Raw genomic sequence first — 17,670 nt, 5'->3', positions numbered from 1 at the left:
ATGGGTAGAGGCACGCGGATCGCCTCAGTCGACGCGCTGAGGGGCTTCGCGCTGCTGGGCATCCTCCTCGTGAACATCGCCTTCCTGGCCTCCGGCTACCGGATGGCCGGGCAGGCGGAACCGGCGTTCAACGGCCCACTCGACTGGGCCGTGCGCTGGATGGTCACGTTGTTCCTGGAGAACAAGTTCTATCTCCTGTTCTCCTTCCTGTTCGGCTACAGCTTCACGCTCCAGCTGGGCTCGGCAGCCCAGAAGAGCCTGCGCTTCACGCCGATGTTCCTCCGCCGGCTCGGCGGGCTGTTCGTGCTGGGACTGGCGCACGCGGTGCTGCTGTTCCCCGGCGACATCCTGACGACATACGCGGCGGTGGGCGTCGCCCTGCTGGTGCTGCGCCGGATCACGCCCCGGGCGGCGGTCCTGCTGGCCGCCGGGCTGACGGCGCTGCTCGCGCTGGCGTTCGTGCTGCTGGCCGTCCTCACCTCGGCCGGGCTCGACATGAGCCATACGGTCGCGGACACGGCCGCCGAGGCCGCCCGATCGGACGCGGCGCTGGTCGGCGGGTTCGGGCAGATCGTCGAAGAACACGTACGCAAGCTGTCGCTGATCCTCGTCCTGCGGGTGTTCTTCCAGGGACCGGCGGTGCTGGCGGCCTGCCTCATCGGGCTGGCGGTGGGCAAGCTCGGCCTCCTGCGCGACCACACCGCCCACTGGAACGCGTTGCGCAAGCTCCAGTGGATCGGCTTCACCGTGGGGCTGTCCGGCGCGCTCTTCTACACCGTCTCGGCCTGGACCGGCATGGCGCACAAGTTCTGGGGCGAGGCGGTGGACCTGGTGACGGCCCCGCTGCTGGCGGCGGCGTACGCGGCCACGTTCCTGCGGCTGCTGCCGCGCCTGCCGGGCCTCGGCCGTGTCCTCGCCGCTCCCGGCCGGATGGCCCTGTCCAACTACCTGGCGCAGTCGCTGATCTGCTCGCTGATCTTCACCGGGTACGGCTTCGCGCTCATGGACCGGGTCAGCCCGCCGATGGAGGTGCTGATCGCCTGCGCCGTCTTCGCCGCCCAGGTCGGCTACAGCCGGTGGTGGCTCGGCCGGCACAGGTACGGGCCGGTGGAGTGGTGGCTGCGGCACCTGACCTACTGGCGCCGCCCCACCTCCACGGTCATGCAGCCGGGCGGATGAGGCGGGGGCGGTCGAAGGCGGTGTTGTCGACGATCGCGTCCACGCGCCCCAGCGGGTCGGCCTCGGCGAGGTAGACCCGCGCGGCGACGAGGTAGCGGTCGCGGTGCACCGCCTCGGCCGCCGGCCCGGCCCAGTCCTGGTCGCGGGCGGCGCCGCGGCGGACCGAGAGCTCGGCGTCGACGTCGATCCAGATCCGGTAGTCCCAGTAGGCGTCGAGCTCGGGGCGGAAGGCGAAGACGCCGTCGGCGACGAGCACCGCGTCGGCGGTCAGCGGGGTCGTGGTGGCCGAGTGGTCGACCTGGGTCAGGGGGTCGATGGAGCACAGGGCGCACTCGGCGGCCCCGGGCGAGCGGAAGGGGTCGAGCAGGACCCGCTTCAGCGTGTCGTAGTCGTAGGCGTTGCGGTAGTAGCCCTCGCCCGACTCGCGGTCGTACAGGTGGCGGTCCTTCCACGGCCTCTTGAAGTCGTCGAGCGTGGCGCGCAGGACCGTGCGGCCGCGGGCGGCGAGCTCGGCGGCCAGCTCGTGGCCGAAGCTGGTCTTGCCGGCCGCGGTGAGGCCGTCGAGGCCCACCAGCAGCCGGCCGGAGCCCCGGGCGAGCACCCGGCCGGCGAGGTCGGCCACGAGCCGGGCGCGCTCGGCCGAGGCCGGCGGCGGGACCGGCTGCCGCCAGGTCGAGACCGAATAGTGGACGTCACGCGGCTCCTGTGGCACGCGCCCCACGATAGCGACGGGGCTACGCGCCGCCCCGGCCGGCCCACTTGATCTCGTAGGGGGCGAAGGAGACCTGGCGGCCGTCCACGGTGGCGGTCAGCTGCTCGCCCGTCGTGTTGACCATCACGACCTGGCGTTCCTGGCCGAGCGCCTTCACCCTGGGGTCGGAGGACTGGACGTCGGTCAGCTGAGTCCCGTTCGGGAACCACCGGGTGAAGCCGCTCAGCAGCCCCGCCATCGGCAGCTCGCCGCCCACCTTGGGCGACCACAGGCAGCCGGGGCACTCGCCCTCGTCCTTCTGCTGCGGGTTCCAGTAGAGGGCCGTCGTCACGCCGCTGCGCGCGAACTCCATGAGCGCCGCGGCCTGGACCGCCGTGCGCTTGTCCTCGCTCCAGCCGGAGTTCTCCGGCTCGACGTACCACTCGGCCCACCACACCGGCAGGTCGCCGCTCTGCTGCCGCAGCCAGCCGGTGATCGCGCTGAACTTGCCGAGTGCGGCGAAGTCGTCGGGAACGTTCCCTTTGTCGTTCGCCATCGAGGCGCCGTCCACGACGATGAAGTCGGCGCCCTTCTTGTGCTGCAGCCAGTATCTGATCGCGTCGAGCGCCCGCTGGTCCACCGTGCCCCACGGCCCGCTCAGCTCGGAGCGCGCGTCGGGGCTCGCGCTGTTGCCGATCGACATGTACGGCCCGCCGACCTGGATGTCCTTGTCGACCTTCTTCAGCGCGTCGTAGACCTTGTTGTACATCTCGGTGTAGCCGCGGGCGTCCCACTTGTTGGTGGTCGTGTCCCAGAAGCCCTTGAACTCGTTCCACACCATGTAGTGCTTGACCGTCGGGTACTGCTTGGCCACCCGGGCCGCCAGCGCGGCGAAGTCGTCGAAGTGCTCGGGCTCGGGCGCGACCGTGTGGTTCTTGCTCCAGTCGGTGCGGCCGGGCTGCCCGCCCTTCATCCAGTCGGGCGCGCAGCACAGCGTGATGACCGGCACCGCCCGCGACGAGGACATGAACGTCAGCCGCCGGTCGAGGTCGCGGAAGTTGAACCGCCCGGGGCTCGGCTCCGGGTTGCCCACGCCCCAGCCCATGATGTGCTGGTTCTGCAGCATCGGCACCCGCCCGAGCACGCCCTTCGCCTGCTCGGCGACCTCCTCGGGCTCGTTGTCGGCGCTGTACTGGGTGTGGGTGACGCCCCAGCGCGGCCAGGCGTCGAGCTGGGGCGGCGCCTCCAGCGTGGGGGCGGGCGCCTCGGGCTGGGCCGTCGCCACGTCGCTGCCGGAGAACCCCTCGCGGGACTTCGAGCGCATCGAGGCGTAGACCATGATGCCCGCCACCAGGACCACCGCGAGGATTCCCGCTCCCACGGCGATGGGCCAGGGCGATCGTCGGCGCGCGTGCCGGCCGTCGGTCGGAATCACGGAGGGCTCCTCACGGATGGTCGCGGAACGTTCGAGGGCCGGGCGACAGGCCCGGCCCTCTTTAAAGTAATAGCTCCGCTTGCATGTGGCTTGCCGTGCGCGAACCTGCTACTCCACCTGCGGGGGCCGCTGACCGCTCGCGGGGCCGGGCACACCGGCGTAGCGGTAGGGCACCGGCTGCCGTCCCGGCTGGACGACGAGGAGCGTGCCGGGCGTGTCGGTGTAGAAGGCCGACTCGACGGCGGCGGCCACGTCCTCGGCCGTGAGGAGCGGGAACCCGGCGCTGGCGAACATGTCCTTGGCCGCCGCCACGAGCGGCGTGTCGGTGAAGCCGGGGCAGACCGCGCTGATGCGGATGCCGCGCGCCGCGAGCGGCTCGGCGAGCGCGCGCACCAGGCCGACCACGGCGTGCTTGGTCATCGTGTAGATCGGGTCGCCGGCGAAGCCGACCAGCCCCGCCAGCGACGCGGTGACCACGATCGCCCCGCCGCCGGAGCGTTCGAGCAGCGGCACGGCGGCCCGCGCCCCGAACACCACGCCGTCCACGTTCACGCCCATGACCTGGCGGTAGCGGTCGAGGTCGAAGTCGGCCAGGTCCACCCGCCCGGTGACCCCGGCGTTGAGATGCACGAGGTCAAGCCGCCCGTAGCGGCGCTCGGCCAGGGCCACGGCCTCCAGCGATGCATCCGGGTCGCCGACGTCGGCCGCCAGCCACGCGCCGTCCACCTCCTTGGCCAGCCGTTCGACGCCCTCGGCGTCGAGGTCGACGAGGACGCACCGGGCGCCGGACGCCGACAGGCGGCGGGCCGTGGCGGCGCCGATGCCGCTCGCCGCGCCGGTGATCAATGCGACAGTGCTCATGACACTCCCCTGGGGGTCGGGCCTCGCGGCCGGGTCAGACCTGGTCGAGCGTGCGGTGGGCGCGCGCGATCAGCGTCGGCACGGCCGCGCCGATCCGGTCGAACCCCTCCCCCACGGTCTTACCCTGGCGGAAGCGCGCGTGAATGCCCTCGATGATGACCGCGAGCTTGAAGTTGCCGAAGGCGACGTAGAAGCCGAGGTCGGTGATCTCCCTGCCGGACGCCTTCGCGTAGTGCTCGGCGAACTCCGGCGCGTCGAGGAACCCGGGTGTGAGCGTGGCGTCGCCGGCCACCGGGATGCCCGCCCGCTCGTCGTCGCCGCGGCTGTGCCAGTACGTCAGCGTGAGCCCCAGGTCGGCCAGCGGGTCGCCGAGGGTGGACATCTCCCAGTCGACCACGGCCAGGATCTCCAGGTCGCCGGCGCGGACGAGGGTGTTGTCCAGCCGGTAGTCGCCGTGGACGAGCGTGCCGGGGGTCTCCGGGGGGAGCCGGTCGCGCAGGCGGCGTACGAGGTGGTCGTACTCCGGCAGGTCGGCCGTCTTCGACCGCTCCCACTGCTGGCACCAGCGGTCGAGCTGGCGGGTCATGTATCCCTCCGGCCGGCCGAAGTCGCCGAGCCCGACCTCGCGGTAGTCGACGGCGTGGATGGCGGCCAGCACCTCGGCCAGCTGCTCCGACAGCCGGCGTACGTGCTCGGGCGGCGGGTCGCCCAGCTCCTCCCTGGTGCGCATGGCCGTGCCCGGCACGTGCCCCATGAGGTAGAACGGCGCGCCGATCACGTCCTCGTCGCCGCAGAAGGCGACCGGCTCGGGCACCGGCACGGGGGTCGGCGCGAGCGCGGAGATGACGCGCCACTCACGCCGCATGTCGTGGGCGGTGGGCAGCACGTGGCCGAGCGGCGGGCGGCGCAGCACCAGCCGGCGCTCGCGCGCCTCGACGAGGTAGGTCAGGTTCGACCTGCCGCCCGAGATCAGGGACACGGACAGGGGCTCGCCGGCGTCGGGCACGTTCCGGCCCATCCACTCGACCAGCCGGGGCCACTCGATGCCAGGTACGGTCATGGACCCACATTAGAACGTCACTCGGTCCTGAACGATACCTGAGAGTTTTGTAACGTTCCGGACCTGCGACGATGAGCATTCGGCAGGTTCGCTTACCCTGGCAGTTACCTGGTCCGATTCCTTGCTACACACAGAGTGCGGCCGTCTGTAGGAGCACATGCGCGTCACCCTCGCCCTCCCCCGTGAGCTCGGACCCTCCGAAGTGAGCCGCTGGCGTGCTCTTCAGGAGTCCGATCCGGTCTACGACAACCCCTTCCTGTCGCCCGAGTTCACGATCACGGTGGGCGAGCTGCGCGAGGTCGTCCAGGTCGCCGTCCTCCACGACGGCCCCGACATCGTGGGCTTCTTCCCCTTCGAACGCCACCCGCTGGGCATCGGCAAGCCGGTCGCCGCGGGGCTGACCGACGCGCAGGGGCTGGTGTGCGCCAAGGACCTGGAGATCGACGCGCAGCGGCTGATCAAGGACTGCGGGCTGGCCGTCTACGAGTTCGACCACCTGGTCGCCGGGCAGCCGCTGATGACCGCCCGCGCCGAGCGCCACCCGTCGCCGATCATCGACCTGCGCGACGGCTACGAGAACTACACGCGCTTCCTCAAGGACAACTCCGGCAAGACGTACAAGAGCACGCTGGCCAAGTCGCGCAAGCTCCAGCGCGAGGCCGGCGAGCTCCGCCACGACTTCGCGGTCACCGACCTGGAGCCGCTGCACACGCTGCTCGGCTGGAAGACCGACCAGTACCGCCGCACCGGCCGCACCGACAGGTTCGCTCATCAGTGGATCGTCGAGCTGGTCGAGCGGCTGCTCGCCACCCGGACCGACTCCTTCGCCGGCGTGCTCGACATGATCTACGTCGACGACCGGCCGGTGGCCGGGCACTTCGGGGTGCGCACCCGCACCACGCTGGCCGGCTGGTTCCCCGCCTACGACACCCAGTTCGCCAAGTACTCCCCCGGCCTCATCCACCATCTCGCGATGGCCGAGCGGGCGGCCGCCTCCGGGATCGAGGTGATCGACATGGGGCGCGGGCAGAAGGAGTACAAGGAGAAGCTGAAGAACGGCGAGCTCGAGGTCGCCGAGGGCCGGGTCGCCAGGGCGAGCGCGGGAGCGGGCGTGCACTGGATGATGCGCGTCCCGGTGCGCAAGGCCCGCGCGACGGTGATGGCCCACCCGCTTCTTCTGCGCAGTGCCGACAAAGCATTGAAAACGTACGGACGACTCCGTAGCGTTATCTCCCGGTGAAACACATCGAAAAGCGCACGGGCCGTCACTGTCTGTCGTTACCTTCCAATCGTCTCGGTCTCTACCTGGCACTACGGCACTGGTGCACGCCCGGGCAGCGGCTGCTGATGTCGCCGATCTCGGCCGACGAGATCCTGTTCCTGGTGCTCGCCGCCGGGCTGCGCCCGGTGATCGCCCCGCTCGACCCGCGCGACGGCAACATCGACGCCGCCCGCGTCGACCTCGCCACCGTGGACGCCGTCCTCACGACCAACCTCTACGGCCTCCCCGACCGCGTCACCGCCTTCACCGGCAAGATCCTCATCGAGGACGTCGCGCACGCCATGGAGAGCGATCTCGGCGGGCGGCCGCTGGGCACGTTCGGCCAGGCCGGCGTCTTCAGCCTCTCCAAGCACCCGGGGGCGGGCTCGGGCGGCGTGCTGGCCGTCGAGCACGCCGCCGACCTGCGGGCCCTCGAACGCGCCCGCGACGAGGTGCTGGCCCCCGGCTCGCTCCGCGCCGACCTGCTGTCGGTGTCCACCTCGATGGCCCGCCAGGTCGCGCTCAGACTCGGCCTGGTCCGCCCGGCGCTCGCCGTCGCGCGCGCGATCGGCCTGGAGGAGCCGCGCGACGGCTTCCGCATCCCGCTCAACCCCGACGCGCTGGAGCTGGCGCTCAAGGAGATCCCCGAGCTGCCGCCGTTCGACCCGTGGGTCCGCGCCGACCTGCACGCCTACCGGTCGCGCCGCGGCCCGCTGGCCCGCTGGTACCAGGCGCGCCGGACGGCCAAGGTGCCCGGCGAGCGCGCCCGGCGGCTCGCGGGGACGGCCCGGCTGGCCGAGCTGCCCGCCGTCGCGCCGGCCGTGCGCGACCACCTGGACCAGCCGCTGTTCCGCGTCCCCCTGCTCGTGCGCGAGCGGGACGCGGCCATCGCCGAGCTGGAGCGCCACGGCGTGTCCACCGGCTACCTGTACGCCCCCGCCTACGACGACTACGCCCCCGGCTTCGCCGAGCCGTCGCCGGACCCCACACAGGCGCGCTGGTGGGCCCGCCACGTCCTTCCCGTGGACCCGATGTACGTCCACCGCTCCCTGCCCGTCCTGCGCGCCCTGGAGCCCGCTACGGCGCCCCCGCCGCCGCTTCCCTGACGATCTCGGCGAGGACCCGGCAGCCCCGGCGCACGTCGGCCAGCGACGCCGAGCCGTAGCCGATCACCAGCCCGTGCAGCCGCTCGCGGCCGTGATGGTGCCGGCCGGTGGCGTCCAGCAGGACCCCCCGCTCCCTGGCCCGCTCGACCACGGCGGGCACCACGGCGGCGGGCAGCTCGGCGAGCACGTGCAGCCCCGCGGTGTCGCCGCGCAGCCGGCACACCGGCCCCAGCAGCTCGACGACGACGGCCCTGCGGCGGGCGTACTCCAGGCGCATGCGGCGCAGGTGCCGGTCGAGGTCGCCACGCTCCAGCAGGGTCGCCACCGCCTCCTGGACCGGGCCGCTGGTCCGGTCGGCGACCGCGCTGCGCAGCCCGGCGATCCGCCCGACCAGCTCCGGCGTGCCGACCAGCCAGCCGACGCCGACGTCCGGCGACAGGGTCTTGGACAGCGTGCCGAGCAGCACCACCCGCGACGGGTCGAGGCCGTAGAGGGCGGGCAGCGGGGCGACGTCGTAACGGAACTCGGCGTCGTAGTCGTCCTCGACGATGGTCGCGCCGGTGCTCCGCGCCCAGGACAGCAGCCGCTCGCGGCGCGGGATCGGCAGCCGGCCGCCCAGCGGGAACTGGTGGGCGGGTGTCGTGTAGAGCACGCGGAGATCGCCGGGCAGGCCGTCGACGATCACGCCGTCGGCGTCCACCGGGCACGGCACGATCTCGGCGCCGCGCGCCGCGAACACCGTGCGGGCCACGTGGTAGCCGGGGTCCTCGACCCCGGCGCGGGCGCCCGCGCCGAGCAGGGCGAGCGCGCACAGGTCGAGGCCGTTGCCGGTGCCCCTGGTGACCAGGATGTTCTCCGGGCCGACGGCCATGCCGCGCGCCCTGCGCAGGTGGTCGGCGAGCAGCTCGCGCAGCCGCGGCAGGCCGTACGGGTCGGGTTCTGCGCCGGGCGGCGACTCGCCCGCCTTGCGCCAGGCGCGCTTCCACGCGGCCCGGTCGTGGTCGCGCACCCAGGGCCGGCCCGCCGTGAGGTCGATGAAGGCGGCGGCGGGCTCGGGCGGGCCCTGGTCGCGGTGGGCCTCGCGCGGCGGCGTGACCACCCGTTCCATGTCCGCCACACTCTCCATGTCCGCCACGAAGGTGCCGGAGCCGTGCCGGCCCTCCAGCCACCCCTCGGCGTAGAGCTGCTGGTACGCCTCCGTGACGACGGTCCTGCTCACCTTGAGCTGGGCGGCGAGCGCCCGGCTCGACGGCAGCCGCTCGCCGGGCGGCAGCGTGCCGTCCAGCATGGCCCGGCGCAGCCAGCCGGCGAGCTGGGCGGTGAGCGGCACGGCGGCCTCCCGCGAGAGGGAAACCGGCAGGTCGACGGAGCTACGCACGAAAGTGGTCCCTACGAAGGGGTCGACAGTGGCCATCCAGACTAGGTCCACTTCCTGCGTACGGTCGAATCATGCTCTCCGCCACTCCCCGCACCACGCTCGGCCGCTCCAAGGAGCGCGGCAGCACCGACAGGAACGACCTGTACGACGTGCTCGACTCCGGCCTGATCTGCCACCTGGGCGTCGTCGTGGACGGCTGCCCCATGGTCGTGCCCACCGGCTACGGCCGCCTGGACGACACCCTCTACCTGCACGGCTCCACGGGCGCCCGGTCGCTGCGCGCGGCCGACGGCGGCGAGGTCTGTGTGACGGTCACGCACCTGGACGGCGTCGTGCTGGCCCGCTCGATCTTCCACCACTCGGTCAACTACCGCTCGGCGATCGTCTACGGCCGGGCCCGGCTGGTGACCGACCCCGACGAGCGGCTGGCGGGCCTGCGGGCCCTGTCGGAACGGCTGGCGCCCGGCCAGTGGGACTACGTCAGGCAGCCGAACCGCAAGGAGCTCGCCGCCACCTCCGTCCTCGCCCTGTCGCTGGAGGAGGCGTCGGTCAAGACGCGCCGCGGCGGGCCGTCGGACGAGGAGGAGGACTACGACCTGCCGGTGTGGGCCGGCGTGCTGCCGCTGGTCACGACGTGGGGCGCGCCCGAACCCGATCCGGTGCTCCCAGAAGGTATCGATCCCCCCGTTCACATCCTCCATCGGGAGTAGTTCCATGAATCAGGGCCACCTGGCAAACCCGCGCTCTTGATCGTACGTCTCATCAGGTGGGCCGGATCCTGATGGGAGTTGGCATATGGACTGGACCGCCCCCGGCTACACCCAGATCAGACAGCTCGGCGCCGGCGCCGGCGGCCGCGTCGTGCTGGCCGTGCACGACGAGACCGGGGTCGAGGTCGCCATCAAGTACCTCGCCACGCACCTGCTCCAGGACCCGGCGGCGGTGGCCCGGTTCCAGTCGGAGGCGCGGCTGCTGACCACGCTGCGCCACCCCCACATCGCCACCATGTGGGAGTACGTCCAAGACGCCGGCGGCGCGGCCATCGTCATGGAGCTGGTCAACGGCGTGCCGCTGCGGGCGCTGCTGCGCGAGAACGGCACGGCCGAGCCCGAGGCGGCGCTGGCCGTGCTCAAGGGCTCGCTGCTGGGCCTCGGCGCGGCGCACGCGCGCGGCGTCGTGCACCGCGACTACAAGCCCGAGAACGTGCTCGTCCGCGACGACGGGGTGAGCAAGCTCGTCGACTTCGGCATCGCGGTGCGGCAGGGCTCGGCCGGGGTGCCCGAGGGCACGCCGCCGTACATGGCTCCGGAGCTGTGGGAGGGCCGGCCCGCCTCGCCCTCGACCGACGTGTACGCCGCCACCGCCGTCTTCTTCGAATGCCTGACCGGGCACCGGCCCTACCGCTCGACCGAGCCCAGCGTGCTCGGCTACCAGCACGTCCACGCCCCGGTGCCGTTCCACGAGGTGCCCGCGCCGGTGCGCGAGCTGGTCCGGCGCGGCATGGCCAAGGACCCGGCGCGGCGGCCGGCGGGCGCGGAGGCGTTCGTGGCCGAGCTGGAGGCCACGGCCGTGGCCGCGTACGGGGAGGACTGGGAGGAGCGCGGGCGGCGGCGGCTGGCCGCGCTGGTGGGCCTGCTCGCGCTGCTGCTGCCCACGCCGCCCGCGGCCACGCCGGAGGTGACCACGTCGTTCGCCCGTACGGTCTTCCGCGGCCTGCGCGCCAACGCGGCCCGGGTGGCGATGGGCGGCGGGCTGGCCACGGCGGTGGCGGTGGCGTCGGTGATCCTGCTCGCGAACCGGGAGCAGCCGCCGCCCGCCGGGCCGATCGGCGCGGCGGTGGTCGTGCCGCCGACCACCATCACGCCCGAGGCCGCCGCGGCGACCCCGCCCCTGGAGCCGACGCCCGAACCGACCCCTGAGCCGACCCCTGAACCGACCTCGACTCCGGAGCTCTCGCCCGAGCCGACGCCCGAGGTGCTTCCCGAGAGCACCCCGGCCGGCACGCCTAAGGCCGTCGTGCCGGTGGACGAGCCCTCGGACCCGCCGCGGACCACTTCCCGCCCGGCCACTTCCCGGCCCGCCACCTCCCGGCCCGCCACCTCCCGTCCCGCCACTCCCCGGCCGGCCACCTCCCGTCCCGCCACCCCCCGCCCGGTCACCTCGCCGCCGACGCGCGGCCCTTCCAGGACCCCCACCCCCACACCGACCCCGACTCCCACCCCGACGGTGACCACTCCCTCGCCGGCCACGTCCGTGCTCGGAGTGAGCGTCGGCGAGCCGACCATCGGCGCCGACGGCGTGGCCGCCGCGACCATCACCGTCCGGGCGAGCGGCACCGCGCCCGTCGCCGCCACCGCCGTCTGGTCGGTCCCCGGCGGCCCCGGCAGGACCCAGCGCCTCGCCTTACGCGGCTCGACCTCCTACACGCGCACGCTGACCTGGACCCCCGGCGAGCGCGCCTGCGGGCGTACGGTCACGCTGACCGTCACCACCACCCCGGCCGCCCCCGGCGGCGCGCGGACCGCGTCCGTGTCCGTGCCGCCCTGCCCGGCCCGGGTGACCGGCCTGCGCGTGTCCCTGGACATGCCCGCCGCGCCCGGCCGCGCCGCGCGGGCGGCGATCAGGGTGACGGCGAGCGGCACCGGCGAGATCCCCGTCACGGCCCGCTTCGCGGTGAACGGCGACCAGATCTCCGCCAGGGACCTCACCCTGTCGGGCCGCACCTCCTACAGCCGCGTGCTCACGCACGCCTTCCGCTCCCGCCCGTGCGGCTCGACGGTCTCGGTCCGGGTGACGGCGGGCGGCCGTACGGCCACCGCGCGGGCCGCCGTGACCTGCCCGCCCGAGGTGCGCCAGGTCACCGTGCTGCGGGCGAGCGCGGGCGACGGCCTCACGGCCACGGTCCGGGTGCTGACGGCCGGCACCCAGCCCGTACGCCTCACCGTCAGGTACACCACCGGCGGCGAGGGCGGCGGCTCCGACACGGCGACGCTGTCGGGCGAGACCTCGTACGTGCGGACCTTCACCTTCCCCGTCAAACTGGCCTGCGGCACGCGGTGGACGGTGACCGCCTCGACCGATCCGGCGGCGGGCAACGGCGGCGACTCGGCGAGCGGGACCACCGCCGCCTGTCCTCCCCGCGAGGAGGAGCCGCGCGAGGAGGAGCCCGGTGAGGGGCCGTCGAAGACCCCGCGACCTGAGGTTTCGCCTGAGACTTCCGACACACCGGTGGAGATCGACTGAAGTCGTCCGTCACACTTATCGCCATATCGGCAGGGAATCCGGTTAGGTCCCGTTAAGCTACGGACCGTTTGATACGGGTGGGGGCCCACACAACTCCAGAGGAGACCGTATGTACGGCGAGGGCCAATGGGGGGTCCCCGGCTATACCGAGGTTCGCGAGCTGGGCTCGGGAGCCGCCGGGCGAGTCGTGCTGGCCACGCGCGACCACGACGGCGCCGAGGTGGCCATCAAGTACCTCAGTGACGAGCTGAGGTCCGACATGGGGTTCGTGGCCCGTTTCCGGCACGAGGCCCGGCTGCTGGGCACGCTGCAGAGCGCGTACCACGCCCGCCTCATCGACTACGTCGAGTCCGGCTACGGCGCGGCGATCGTCATGGAGCTGGTCAACGGCGTCTCGTTACGCGAACTGCTCCGCTCCCAGGGCCCGACCGGCCCCGAGGCGGCGCTGACCGTGCTGAAGGGCTCGCTCCGGGGCCTCGCCTCGGCGCACGCCATCGGCGTCGTGCACCGCGACTACAAGCCCGAGAACGTCATGGTGCAGGAGGACGGCACCAGCAAGCTGGTGGACTTCGGCATCGCGGTCCGGGCCGGCGAGGACGCCGGAGCCGCGGGCACGCCGCCGTACATGGCGCCCGAGCAGTGGTCGGGCGCGCCCGCCGGCCCCGCCACCGACGTGTACGCCGCCACGGTCGTCTTCTTCGAGTGCCTGACCGGCGGCCGGCCGTACCGCGGCACCAACCTGGTCGCGCTGGCCGCCCAGCACCAGAGCGCGCCGGTCCCGGCCGAGGAGGTGCCGGCCCCGCTGCAGGGCCTGGTCGAGCGCGGCATGGCCAAGGACCCCGCCGAGCGGCCGCCGTCGGCGGAGGCGTTCCTGACCGAGCTGGAGGCGGTCGCGGCCGGCGCGTACGGCCCCGACTGGGAGGAGCGCGGCCGCCGCCGCCTGGCCGCGCTCGCCGGCATGCTGATCATGGTCTTCCCGAGTTCGCTGGACGAGCCGGTCGAGACCGAGACCTCGTTCACCGAGAGCCGCTTCCCCGACGCGGCCGGGCTGCTGCGCAAGATCCCGGCGAAGATCGCCGTGGCGACGGTCGGCGCCGTCGTGGTGATCGGCGCGGCCGTGTTCGCGCTGTCGTCGTCCGGCGAGACCAAGCTCTCCGCGGACTCCACCCCGGTCACCCCGAGCGCGGTCGTCCCCGCCACGGAGGAGCCCGTCGAGGAGGACACGGAGCCCACGGAGGAGAGCACCCCCGAGGAGACCACGCCGGAGACGACGCCGACCGCCACGCAGAGCCAGGCGCCGCCCACCACCGCACCCACCACCGTGCCCACCACTGGGCCCACTGCCGGGCCGACCGCCGCGCCGACCAGGACCACCGCCCGGCCCCGGCCCACGCGCAGCCCGATCAGGACGCCGACGCGGACCCGCAAGGCGTCCCCGACCGCGACGGACACCGACGAGGACGAGCCGACCGGCAGGGTGGAGGTGCCGTCGAACACCCGGCGCCCCCAGACCTCCGCCGCCCCGACCAGGAGCAGCAACCCGCCGGCCACCACCCGCCCGACGCGGCCCACGCAGGAGCAGCCCAGCACGTCCCAGCCGCCCACGTCCACGCCGCCGACCGACCCGTCCAGCCCGACCGGCGACACCACGCCGAGCGACGACCCGCGGATCAACCGCGCGGAGGCGGCCCCGGGCGCGCTGCTCGCGCTCGGCCTGATGACGTCCGGCGTCGTGCCGGTCACACTTGCGGTACGGGGCCGCATGGCGGGCCGCCACAGAAGGAAGCGCTAGACGCGCCGGGGGGCGAACGGCGATGAACAATCCTGAGCACGGGATCGCCGGTTTCCGGCTGACCGAGCACACGTGGATGACGGAGCTGGGCAACTGGATCGACGCCATCTCGCCGGACGGGCGCAGGGCGGGCGCGCTGCTGTTCGACGCGCGGCGCATGGGGCTGCCCGGCGTGCGCGAGCGGGTGGTGGCGGCCGTACTCACCGATCAGCGGCTGGTGCTGGGCGGGCTGACCGGGCTCATCCCGGTCGCGGACGTGGTGGCGGCCGGCGACCAGGTGTGGCTGCTCACCGGCCAGGCGGTCAGCCCGACGCTGGCCGACCTGCTCACCAGCGCGCCGATCGAGCCGGCCGGCGCGGCCTCGGCCCTGGTGGAGACCGCGCAGACGCTGATCGCGCTGCACGCGGCCGGGGTCACGCACGGCTCCGTGCACCCCGGGACGGTGGTCGTCACGTCCGAGGGCGCGGCGCTGCTGTCGGAGCGGGGGCTGTCCGACGCCATCCGCGGCCTGGTGTCGCCGCCGGAGCGGGACGCCGCCGGATGGGCGGCGCTGGCGCGCGGGCTCGCCGCGTCGTTCGTGGCGTGGGCGCCGCAGGCGGCGCAGCTCTTCGAGCGGGCCGCGGGGCTGGCCGGAACGCTGGGCCTCGCCGCCGCGCGCGGCGCGCTGCTCGCCGAGCAGGCGTCGCTGCCCGGCGGGACGATCGGCAGGGAGGGGCTGGCGCGGGCGGCGCGGGGCCGCTCGGCGTTCGCGCAGCCGCCCGCGCACGCCGCCGCGGCGGCGGCCCTTCCGGCGCTGCCACGCGACGAGGGCGACATCGTGACGTTGCTCGGCCCGGGCCGCGTGTGGCCGGGACAGCCAGGACCGGGGCAGACGGGGCCAGGGCATGCGGGGCCGCTGCACGCGGGGCCGGGACAAGCGGGACCGGGGCAGGCAGGGCCGGGGCAGGCAGGGCCGGGGCAGGCAGGGCTGGGGCAGTCGGGGCCGGGACAAGCGGGGCCGGGGCAGGCGGGGCCGTCAGGGGCTGTGCAGTTCGGGCCCGGTGTGGGCACGCAGGAGCAGCGGCCGGCGACCACGGCCGAGCAGATCTGGCGCTCAGGGCGGCCGGAGGCCGACACCGTGCAGCGCGGCGCGGGCGGGCGCCGGGTCAAGGCGGCCCGGTCGCGGCGGTGGCGCACGATCGGCTCCACGGCGCTCTTCGCGGTGATCATGGTGGGGGCGATCCTGGCCTGGTTCAGGCTGAGCGACGCGCCGGACCTCGCGATCGGGTCCGTGGACGTGAAGGTGGCCAAGAAGTCGTACGGATGCGACGCCACGGCCCTGGTCACCGGCGTGGTCGTCACCAACGGCGGGTCCGGCGTGATCACCTACGAGTGGCACAAGAACCTGGACGACGAGGTCGTCAAGGGCACCGTCCAGACGCGGTCGGACCAGACGTCGTACCAGTTGCCGCTGCGCTGGTCGCTCAACGGCAAGGCCACCGAGAAGGCCACCGCCACGCTGCGCATCGTGAGCCCCGAGCCGGTGCGTACGGACAAGGTCAGCTTCACGTACAAGTGCTGATGCCGCTCGGCCTGCATACCGGAGCGGTTTCTTACTAATCTGGCCAACATGACCACCCAGACCCCCGCGGGCTGGTATCCGGACCCCTATGGCGAGCCCAAGCTCCGCTGGTGGGACGGCAACCAGTGGACCGACGCCACCCACGTCCAGGAGCAGGGGCCCGCACCGCAGTCCCAGCCCCACCCCCAGCAGCAGCAGCAGCCGGCCTCCGGCCCGCAGCAGCAGGCGCGGCCGGACTGGTCGGCGACACCCGCGAACCCGACCTCGCAGTACGGCGGGCCGACCTACGGGCAGTCCGCCTACGGCCAGCCGGCGCCCACGCAGCCGCACTGGAGCCCGGGCGGCCCGCCCCAGGGGCCTGGCGGTCCGCCCCAGGTGCCCGGAGGCTACGGCCCGCCGCCCAGGCAGGGCAACCCGATGCCGTGGGTGTTCGGCGGCCTGGCGGCGCTCGTGGTGGTCGCGCTGCTCGTCGCGGGCGGGATCTTCCTCGTCAACCGCGGCGAGTCGAGCGCGCTGCCCTCCCCGGGCGACACCTACGTGCCGCCGGAGCAGCCGACCCAGGAGCCGCCCGCAGAGCCCCCTTCTGGGCAGCCGTCGCCCGGCCAGGCCTCCCCGCCGCCGCAGCCCGCCGACGGCCGGATCGCCGACACCCGGACCGGGATCTCGTACGAGGTGCCCGAGGGCTGGTCGGTGCCTCCGCAGCTCAACCCGGACAACCCGCCGCCCACCCGCCAGCTCTGGTCGTCGAGCGTGGAGAAGACCTCGCACGAGAACTACGACGGCAAGGGCGGCACCTGGGTCGGCAACGTCAACACGGGCCTGCTCAACGAGCTCTACCCGTACACCGGGGCCTCCGGTCTCCGCGCGACCGCGCAGGCCGTCTTCATGGACTTCGCGCAGTTCTACTCGGTCGCGCACGAGACCAAGATCGCGGCCGACAAGGCCATCAAGATCGGCGACCGCGAGGGCTGGCTGCTGCAGTTCGAGCTGGACTTCACGAAGGCGGCGAAGGAGAACGGCTACAAGTGGAAGAAGGAGACCGGAGCCATCGTGCTCATGGACCGCGGCGCGAACGAGCGGCCGGCCCTCCTCTACGTCTCCGTGCCGGACAATCTCGGCACCGGCGTGGTCGACAAGGTCGTCGGCTCGCTCAAGCCCGCGTGACCAGTGGCACTAGGCTGGTGGGGGTAACAAGCGGGCGGATCGCTCCGAGCCGCTGGGCGAGGAGATCGTATGAGTGACTTGCTGGTCTGGATCGACTGCGAGATGACCGGGCTCGACCTCGGGCGCGACGCCCTGATCGAGGTGGCCTGCATCATCACCGACAGCGAGCTCAACCAGCTCGACGAAGGCGTCGACGTGATCATCAAGCCGCCGCCGGAGTCACTGGAGCAGATGTCGCAGGTGGTGCGCGAGATGCACACCGCCTCCGCGCTGCTGCCCGAGCTGGCCGGCGGGATGACGCTGGCCGAGGCGGAGTCGCTCGTGCTCGACTACATCCGCCACCACGTGCCCGAGCCGAAGAAGGCGCCGCTGTGCGGCAACTCCATCGGCACCGACCGCACGTTCCTGGCCCGTGACATGCCCGCGGTGGACGGCCATCTCCACTACCGGATGATCGACGTGTCGTCGATCAAGGAGCTGGCCCGCCGGTGGTATCCACGGGTCTACTTCGCCGCGCCGGAGAAGCAGGGCGGGCACCGCGCGCTCGCCGACATCACCGAGAGCATCAGGGAGTTGCGCTACTACCGGGCGGCGATCTTCGTGGAGCAGCCGGGGCCCGATTCGGTGACCGCGCGAGGACTCGCGGAGCGGGTCAGCGGCTGAGCCAGGGCGGGTCCACGGCTCAGCCGGAGCGGTTCAGCGGCTCAGCCGGGCGTGTCCGCGGATAAGGAGTGGCGTAAAGACTCCCGAACCCCGCTACACTTTTCCTGTGCCGCCTCGCGCGGGCGGCCATGGTGGGTGTAGCTCAGTTGGCAGAGCACCAGGTTGTGGTCCTGGGTGTCGAGGGTTCAAGTCCCTTCACTCACCCCAAGCGTACGACGGCCGGTCCTGATGGACCGGCCGTCGTCGTTTTTCTCCCGACAATCGCCACCAAATCAC

Annotated in this window: 14 protein-coding genes and 1 tRNA gene; 10 read left to right on the top strand and 5 right to left on the bottom strand. The window is 73.2% G+C overall.

The annotated features are described in order from the left end of the window. Positions 1-1,179 (top strand): DUF418 domain-containing protein, encoded by a 1,179-nt coding sequence (locus tag AC27IY_RS06440; RefSeq protein WP_344206671.1) that lies wholly within the window; start codon positions 1-3, stop codon positions 1,177-1,179. Here the strand turns inward: AC27IY_RS06440 and AC27IY_RS06435 are convergent. The 4 genes from AC27IY_RS06435 to AC27IY_RS06420 form a co-directional block, all read right to left on the bottom strand. Continuing rightward, positions 1,160-1,891 (bottom strand): nucleoside/nucleotide kinase family protein, encoded by a 732-nt coding sequence (locus AC27IY_RS06435; protein ID WP_423475202.1) that lies wholly within the window; start codon positions 1,889-1,891, stop codon positions 1,160-1,162. The two genes, AC27IY_RS06440 and AC27IY_RS06435, sit on opposite strands and share 20 nt — an antisense overlap. A 22-nt stretch (positions 1,892-1,913) precedes the next feature. Then, positions 1,914-3,305 (bottom strand): GH39 family glycosyl hydrolase, encoded by a 1,392-nt coding sequence (locus AC27IY_RS06430; RefSeq protein ID WP_364453562.1) that lies wholly within the window; start codon positions 3,303-3,305, stop codon positions 1,914-1,916. A 108-nt stretch (positions 3,306-3,413) separates the two neighbouring features. Further along, positions 3,414-4,166, bottom strand: coding sequence for an SDR family oxidoreductase (locus tag AC27IY_RS06425; RefSeq protein WP_487177383.1), 753 nt, complete (start codon positions 4,164-4,166; stop codon positions 3,414-3,416). Between the two features lie 34 nt (positions 4,167-4,200). Next, positions 4,201-5,226: a phosphotransferase family protein gene (locus tag AC27IY_RS06420; protein WP_487177382.1), complete on the bottom strand. Its 1,026-nt coding sequence runs from the start codon at positions 5,224-5,226 to the stop codon at positions 4,201-4,203. Positions 5,227-5,383: 157 nt separating this feature from the next. Here AC27IY_RS06420 and AC27IY_RS06415 point away from each other — a divergent pair, with 157 nt between their 5' ends. Continuing rightward, the gene (locus AC27IY_RS06415) at positions 5,384-6,466 is read left to right on the top strand and encodes a GNAT family N-acetyltransferase (RefSeq protein WP_487177381.1); all 1,083 of its coding nucleotides are present in this window, start codon (positions 5,384-5,386) and stop codon (positions 6,464-6,466) included. Continuing rightward, the gene (locus AC27IY_RS06410; protein ID WP_487177380.1) at positions 6,463-7,593 is read left to right on the top strand and encodes a DegT/DnrJ/EryC1/StrS family aminotransferase; all 1,131 of its coding nucleotides are present in this window, start codon (positions 6,463-6,465) and stop codon (positions 7,591-7,593) included. Before AC27IY_RS06415 ends, AC27IY_RS06410 begins: the two co-directional genes overlap by 4 nt. Here the strand turns inward: AC27IY_RS06410 and pdxR are convergent. Further along, positions 7,565-9,007, bottom strand: a complete 1,443-nt coding sequence (gene pdxR, locus AC27IY_RS06405) for a MocR-like pyridoxine biosynthesis transcription factor PdxR (protein ID WP_487177379.1) — start codon at positions 9,005-9,007, stop codon at positions 7,565-7,567. The genes AC27IY_RS06410 and pdxR overlap by 29 nt on opposite strands. A 35-nt stretch (positions 9,008-9,042) precedes the next feature. Here pdxR and AC27IY_RS06400 point away from each other — a divergent pair, with 35 nt between their 5' ends. From AC27IY_RS06400 to AC27IY_RS06370, 7 genes are all read left to right on the top strand, one after another. Further along, positions 9,043-9,681 carry a pyridoxamine 5'-phosphate oxidase family protein gene (locus AC27IY_RS06400; protein WP_364453578.1) on the top strand — a complete coding sequence of 213 codons (639 nt, stop codon included), beginning with the start codon at positions 9,043-9,045 and terminating at the stop codon, positions 9,679-9,681. Between the two features lie 85 nt (positions 9,682-9,766). Next, a complete protein-coding gene (locus AC27IY_RS06395) occupies positions 9,767-12,214 on the top strand; it encodes a protein kinase domain-containing protein (RefSeq protein ID WP_487177378.1) in 2,448 nt (815 codons plus the stop codon). Positions 12,215-12,323: 109 nt separating this feature from the next. Continuing rightward, positions 12,324-14,006 (top strand): serine/threonine-protein kinase, encoded by a 1,683-nt coding sequence (locus AC27IY_RS06390; RefSeq protein WP_487177377.1) that lies wholly within the window; start codon positions 12,324-12,326, stop codon positions 14,004-14,006. A gap of 22 nt (positions 14,007-14,028) precedes the next feature. Further along, complete coding sequence (locus tag AC27IY_RS06385; RefSeq protein WP_487177376.1) at positions 14,029-15,567, top strand: protein kinase family protein; 1,539 nt, start codon at positions 14,029-14,031, stop codon at positions 15,565-15,567. 48 nt (positions 15,568-15,615) lie between these two features. Next, a complete protein-coding gene (locus AC27IY_RS06380) occupies positions 15,616-16,731 on the top strand; it encodes a DUF2510 domain-containing protein (RefSeq protein WP_487177375.1) in 1,116 nt (371 codons plus the stop codon). Positions 16,732-16,800: 69 nt separating this feature from the next. Then, the gene (gene orn / locus AC27IY_RS06375) at positions 16,801-17,394 is read left to right on the top strand and encodes an oligoribonuclease (RefSeq protein ID WP_364453591.1); all 594 of its coding nucleotides are present in this window, start codon (positions 16,801-16,803) and stop codon (positions 17,392-17,394) included. 131 nt (positions 17,395-17,525) lie between these two features. Continuing rightward, positions 17,526-17,601, top strand: a tRNA-His gene (locus tag AC27IY_RS06370). Positions 17,602-17,670 lie beyond the last annotated feature (69 nt).

The sequence above is a fragment of the Nonomuraea sp. B208 genome, assembly GCF_057536035.1.
This window is presented reverse-complemented; position numbering and strand designations above follow the sequence as displayed.

Excerpts from the sequence above, each read along its gene's own strand:
- AC27IY_RS06425 (WP_487177383.1), bottom strand. The coding sequence starts at position 4,166 with ATGAGCACTGTCGCATTGATCACCGGCGCGGCGAGCGGCATCGGCGCC.
- pdxR (WP_487177379.1), bottom strand. The coding sequence starts at position 9,007 with ATGGCCACTGTCGACCCCTTCGTAGGGACCACTTTCGTGCGTAGCTCC.
- orn (WP_364453591.1), top strand. The coding sequence starts at position 16,801 with ATGAGTGACTTGCTGGTCTGGATCGACTGCGAGATGACCGGGCTCGAC.
- AC27IY_RS06390 (WP_487177377.1), top strand. The coding sequence starts at position 12,324 with ATGTACGGCGAGGGCCAATGGGGGGTCCCCGGCTATACCGAGGTTCGC.
- AC27IY_RS06420 (WP_487177382.1), bottom strand. The coding sequence starts at position 5,226 with ATGACCGTACCTGGCATCGAGTGGCCCCGGCTGGTCGAGTGGATGGGC.
- AC27IY_RS06385 (WP_487177376.1), top strand. The coding sequence starts at position 14,029 with ATGAACAATCCTGAGCACGGGATCGCCGGTTTCCGGCTGACCGAGCAC.
- AC27IY_RS06380 (WP_487177375.1), top strand. The coding sequence starts at position 15,616 with ATGACCACCCAGACCCCCGCGGGCTGGTATCCGGACCCCTATGGCGAG.
- AC27IY_RS06440 (WP_344206671.1), top strand. The coding sequence starts at position 1 with ATGGGTAGAGGCACGCGGATCGCCTCAGTCGACGCGCTGAGGGGCTTC.
- AC27IY_RS06395 (WP_487177378.1), top strand. The coding sequence starts at position 9,767 with ATGGACTGGACCGCCCCCGGCTACACCCAGATCAGACAGCTCGGCGCC.
- AC27IY_RS06415 (WP_487177381.1), top strand. The coding sequence starts at position 5,384 with ATGCGCGTCACCCTCGCCCTCCCCCGTGAGCTCGGACCCTCCGAAGTG.
- AC27IY_RS06400 (WP_364453578.1), top strand. The coding sequence starts at position 9,043 with ATGCTCTCCGCCACTCCCCGCACCACGCTCGGCCGCTCCAAGGAGCGC.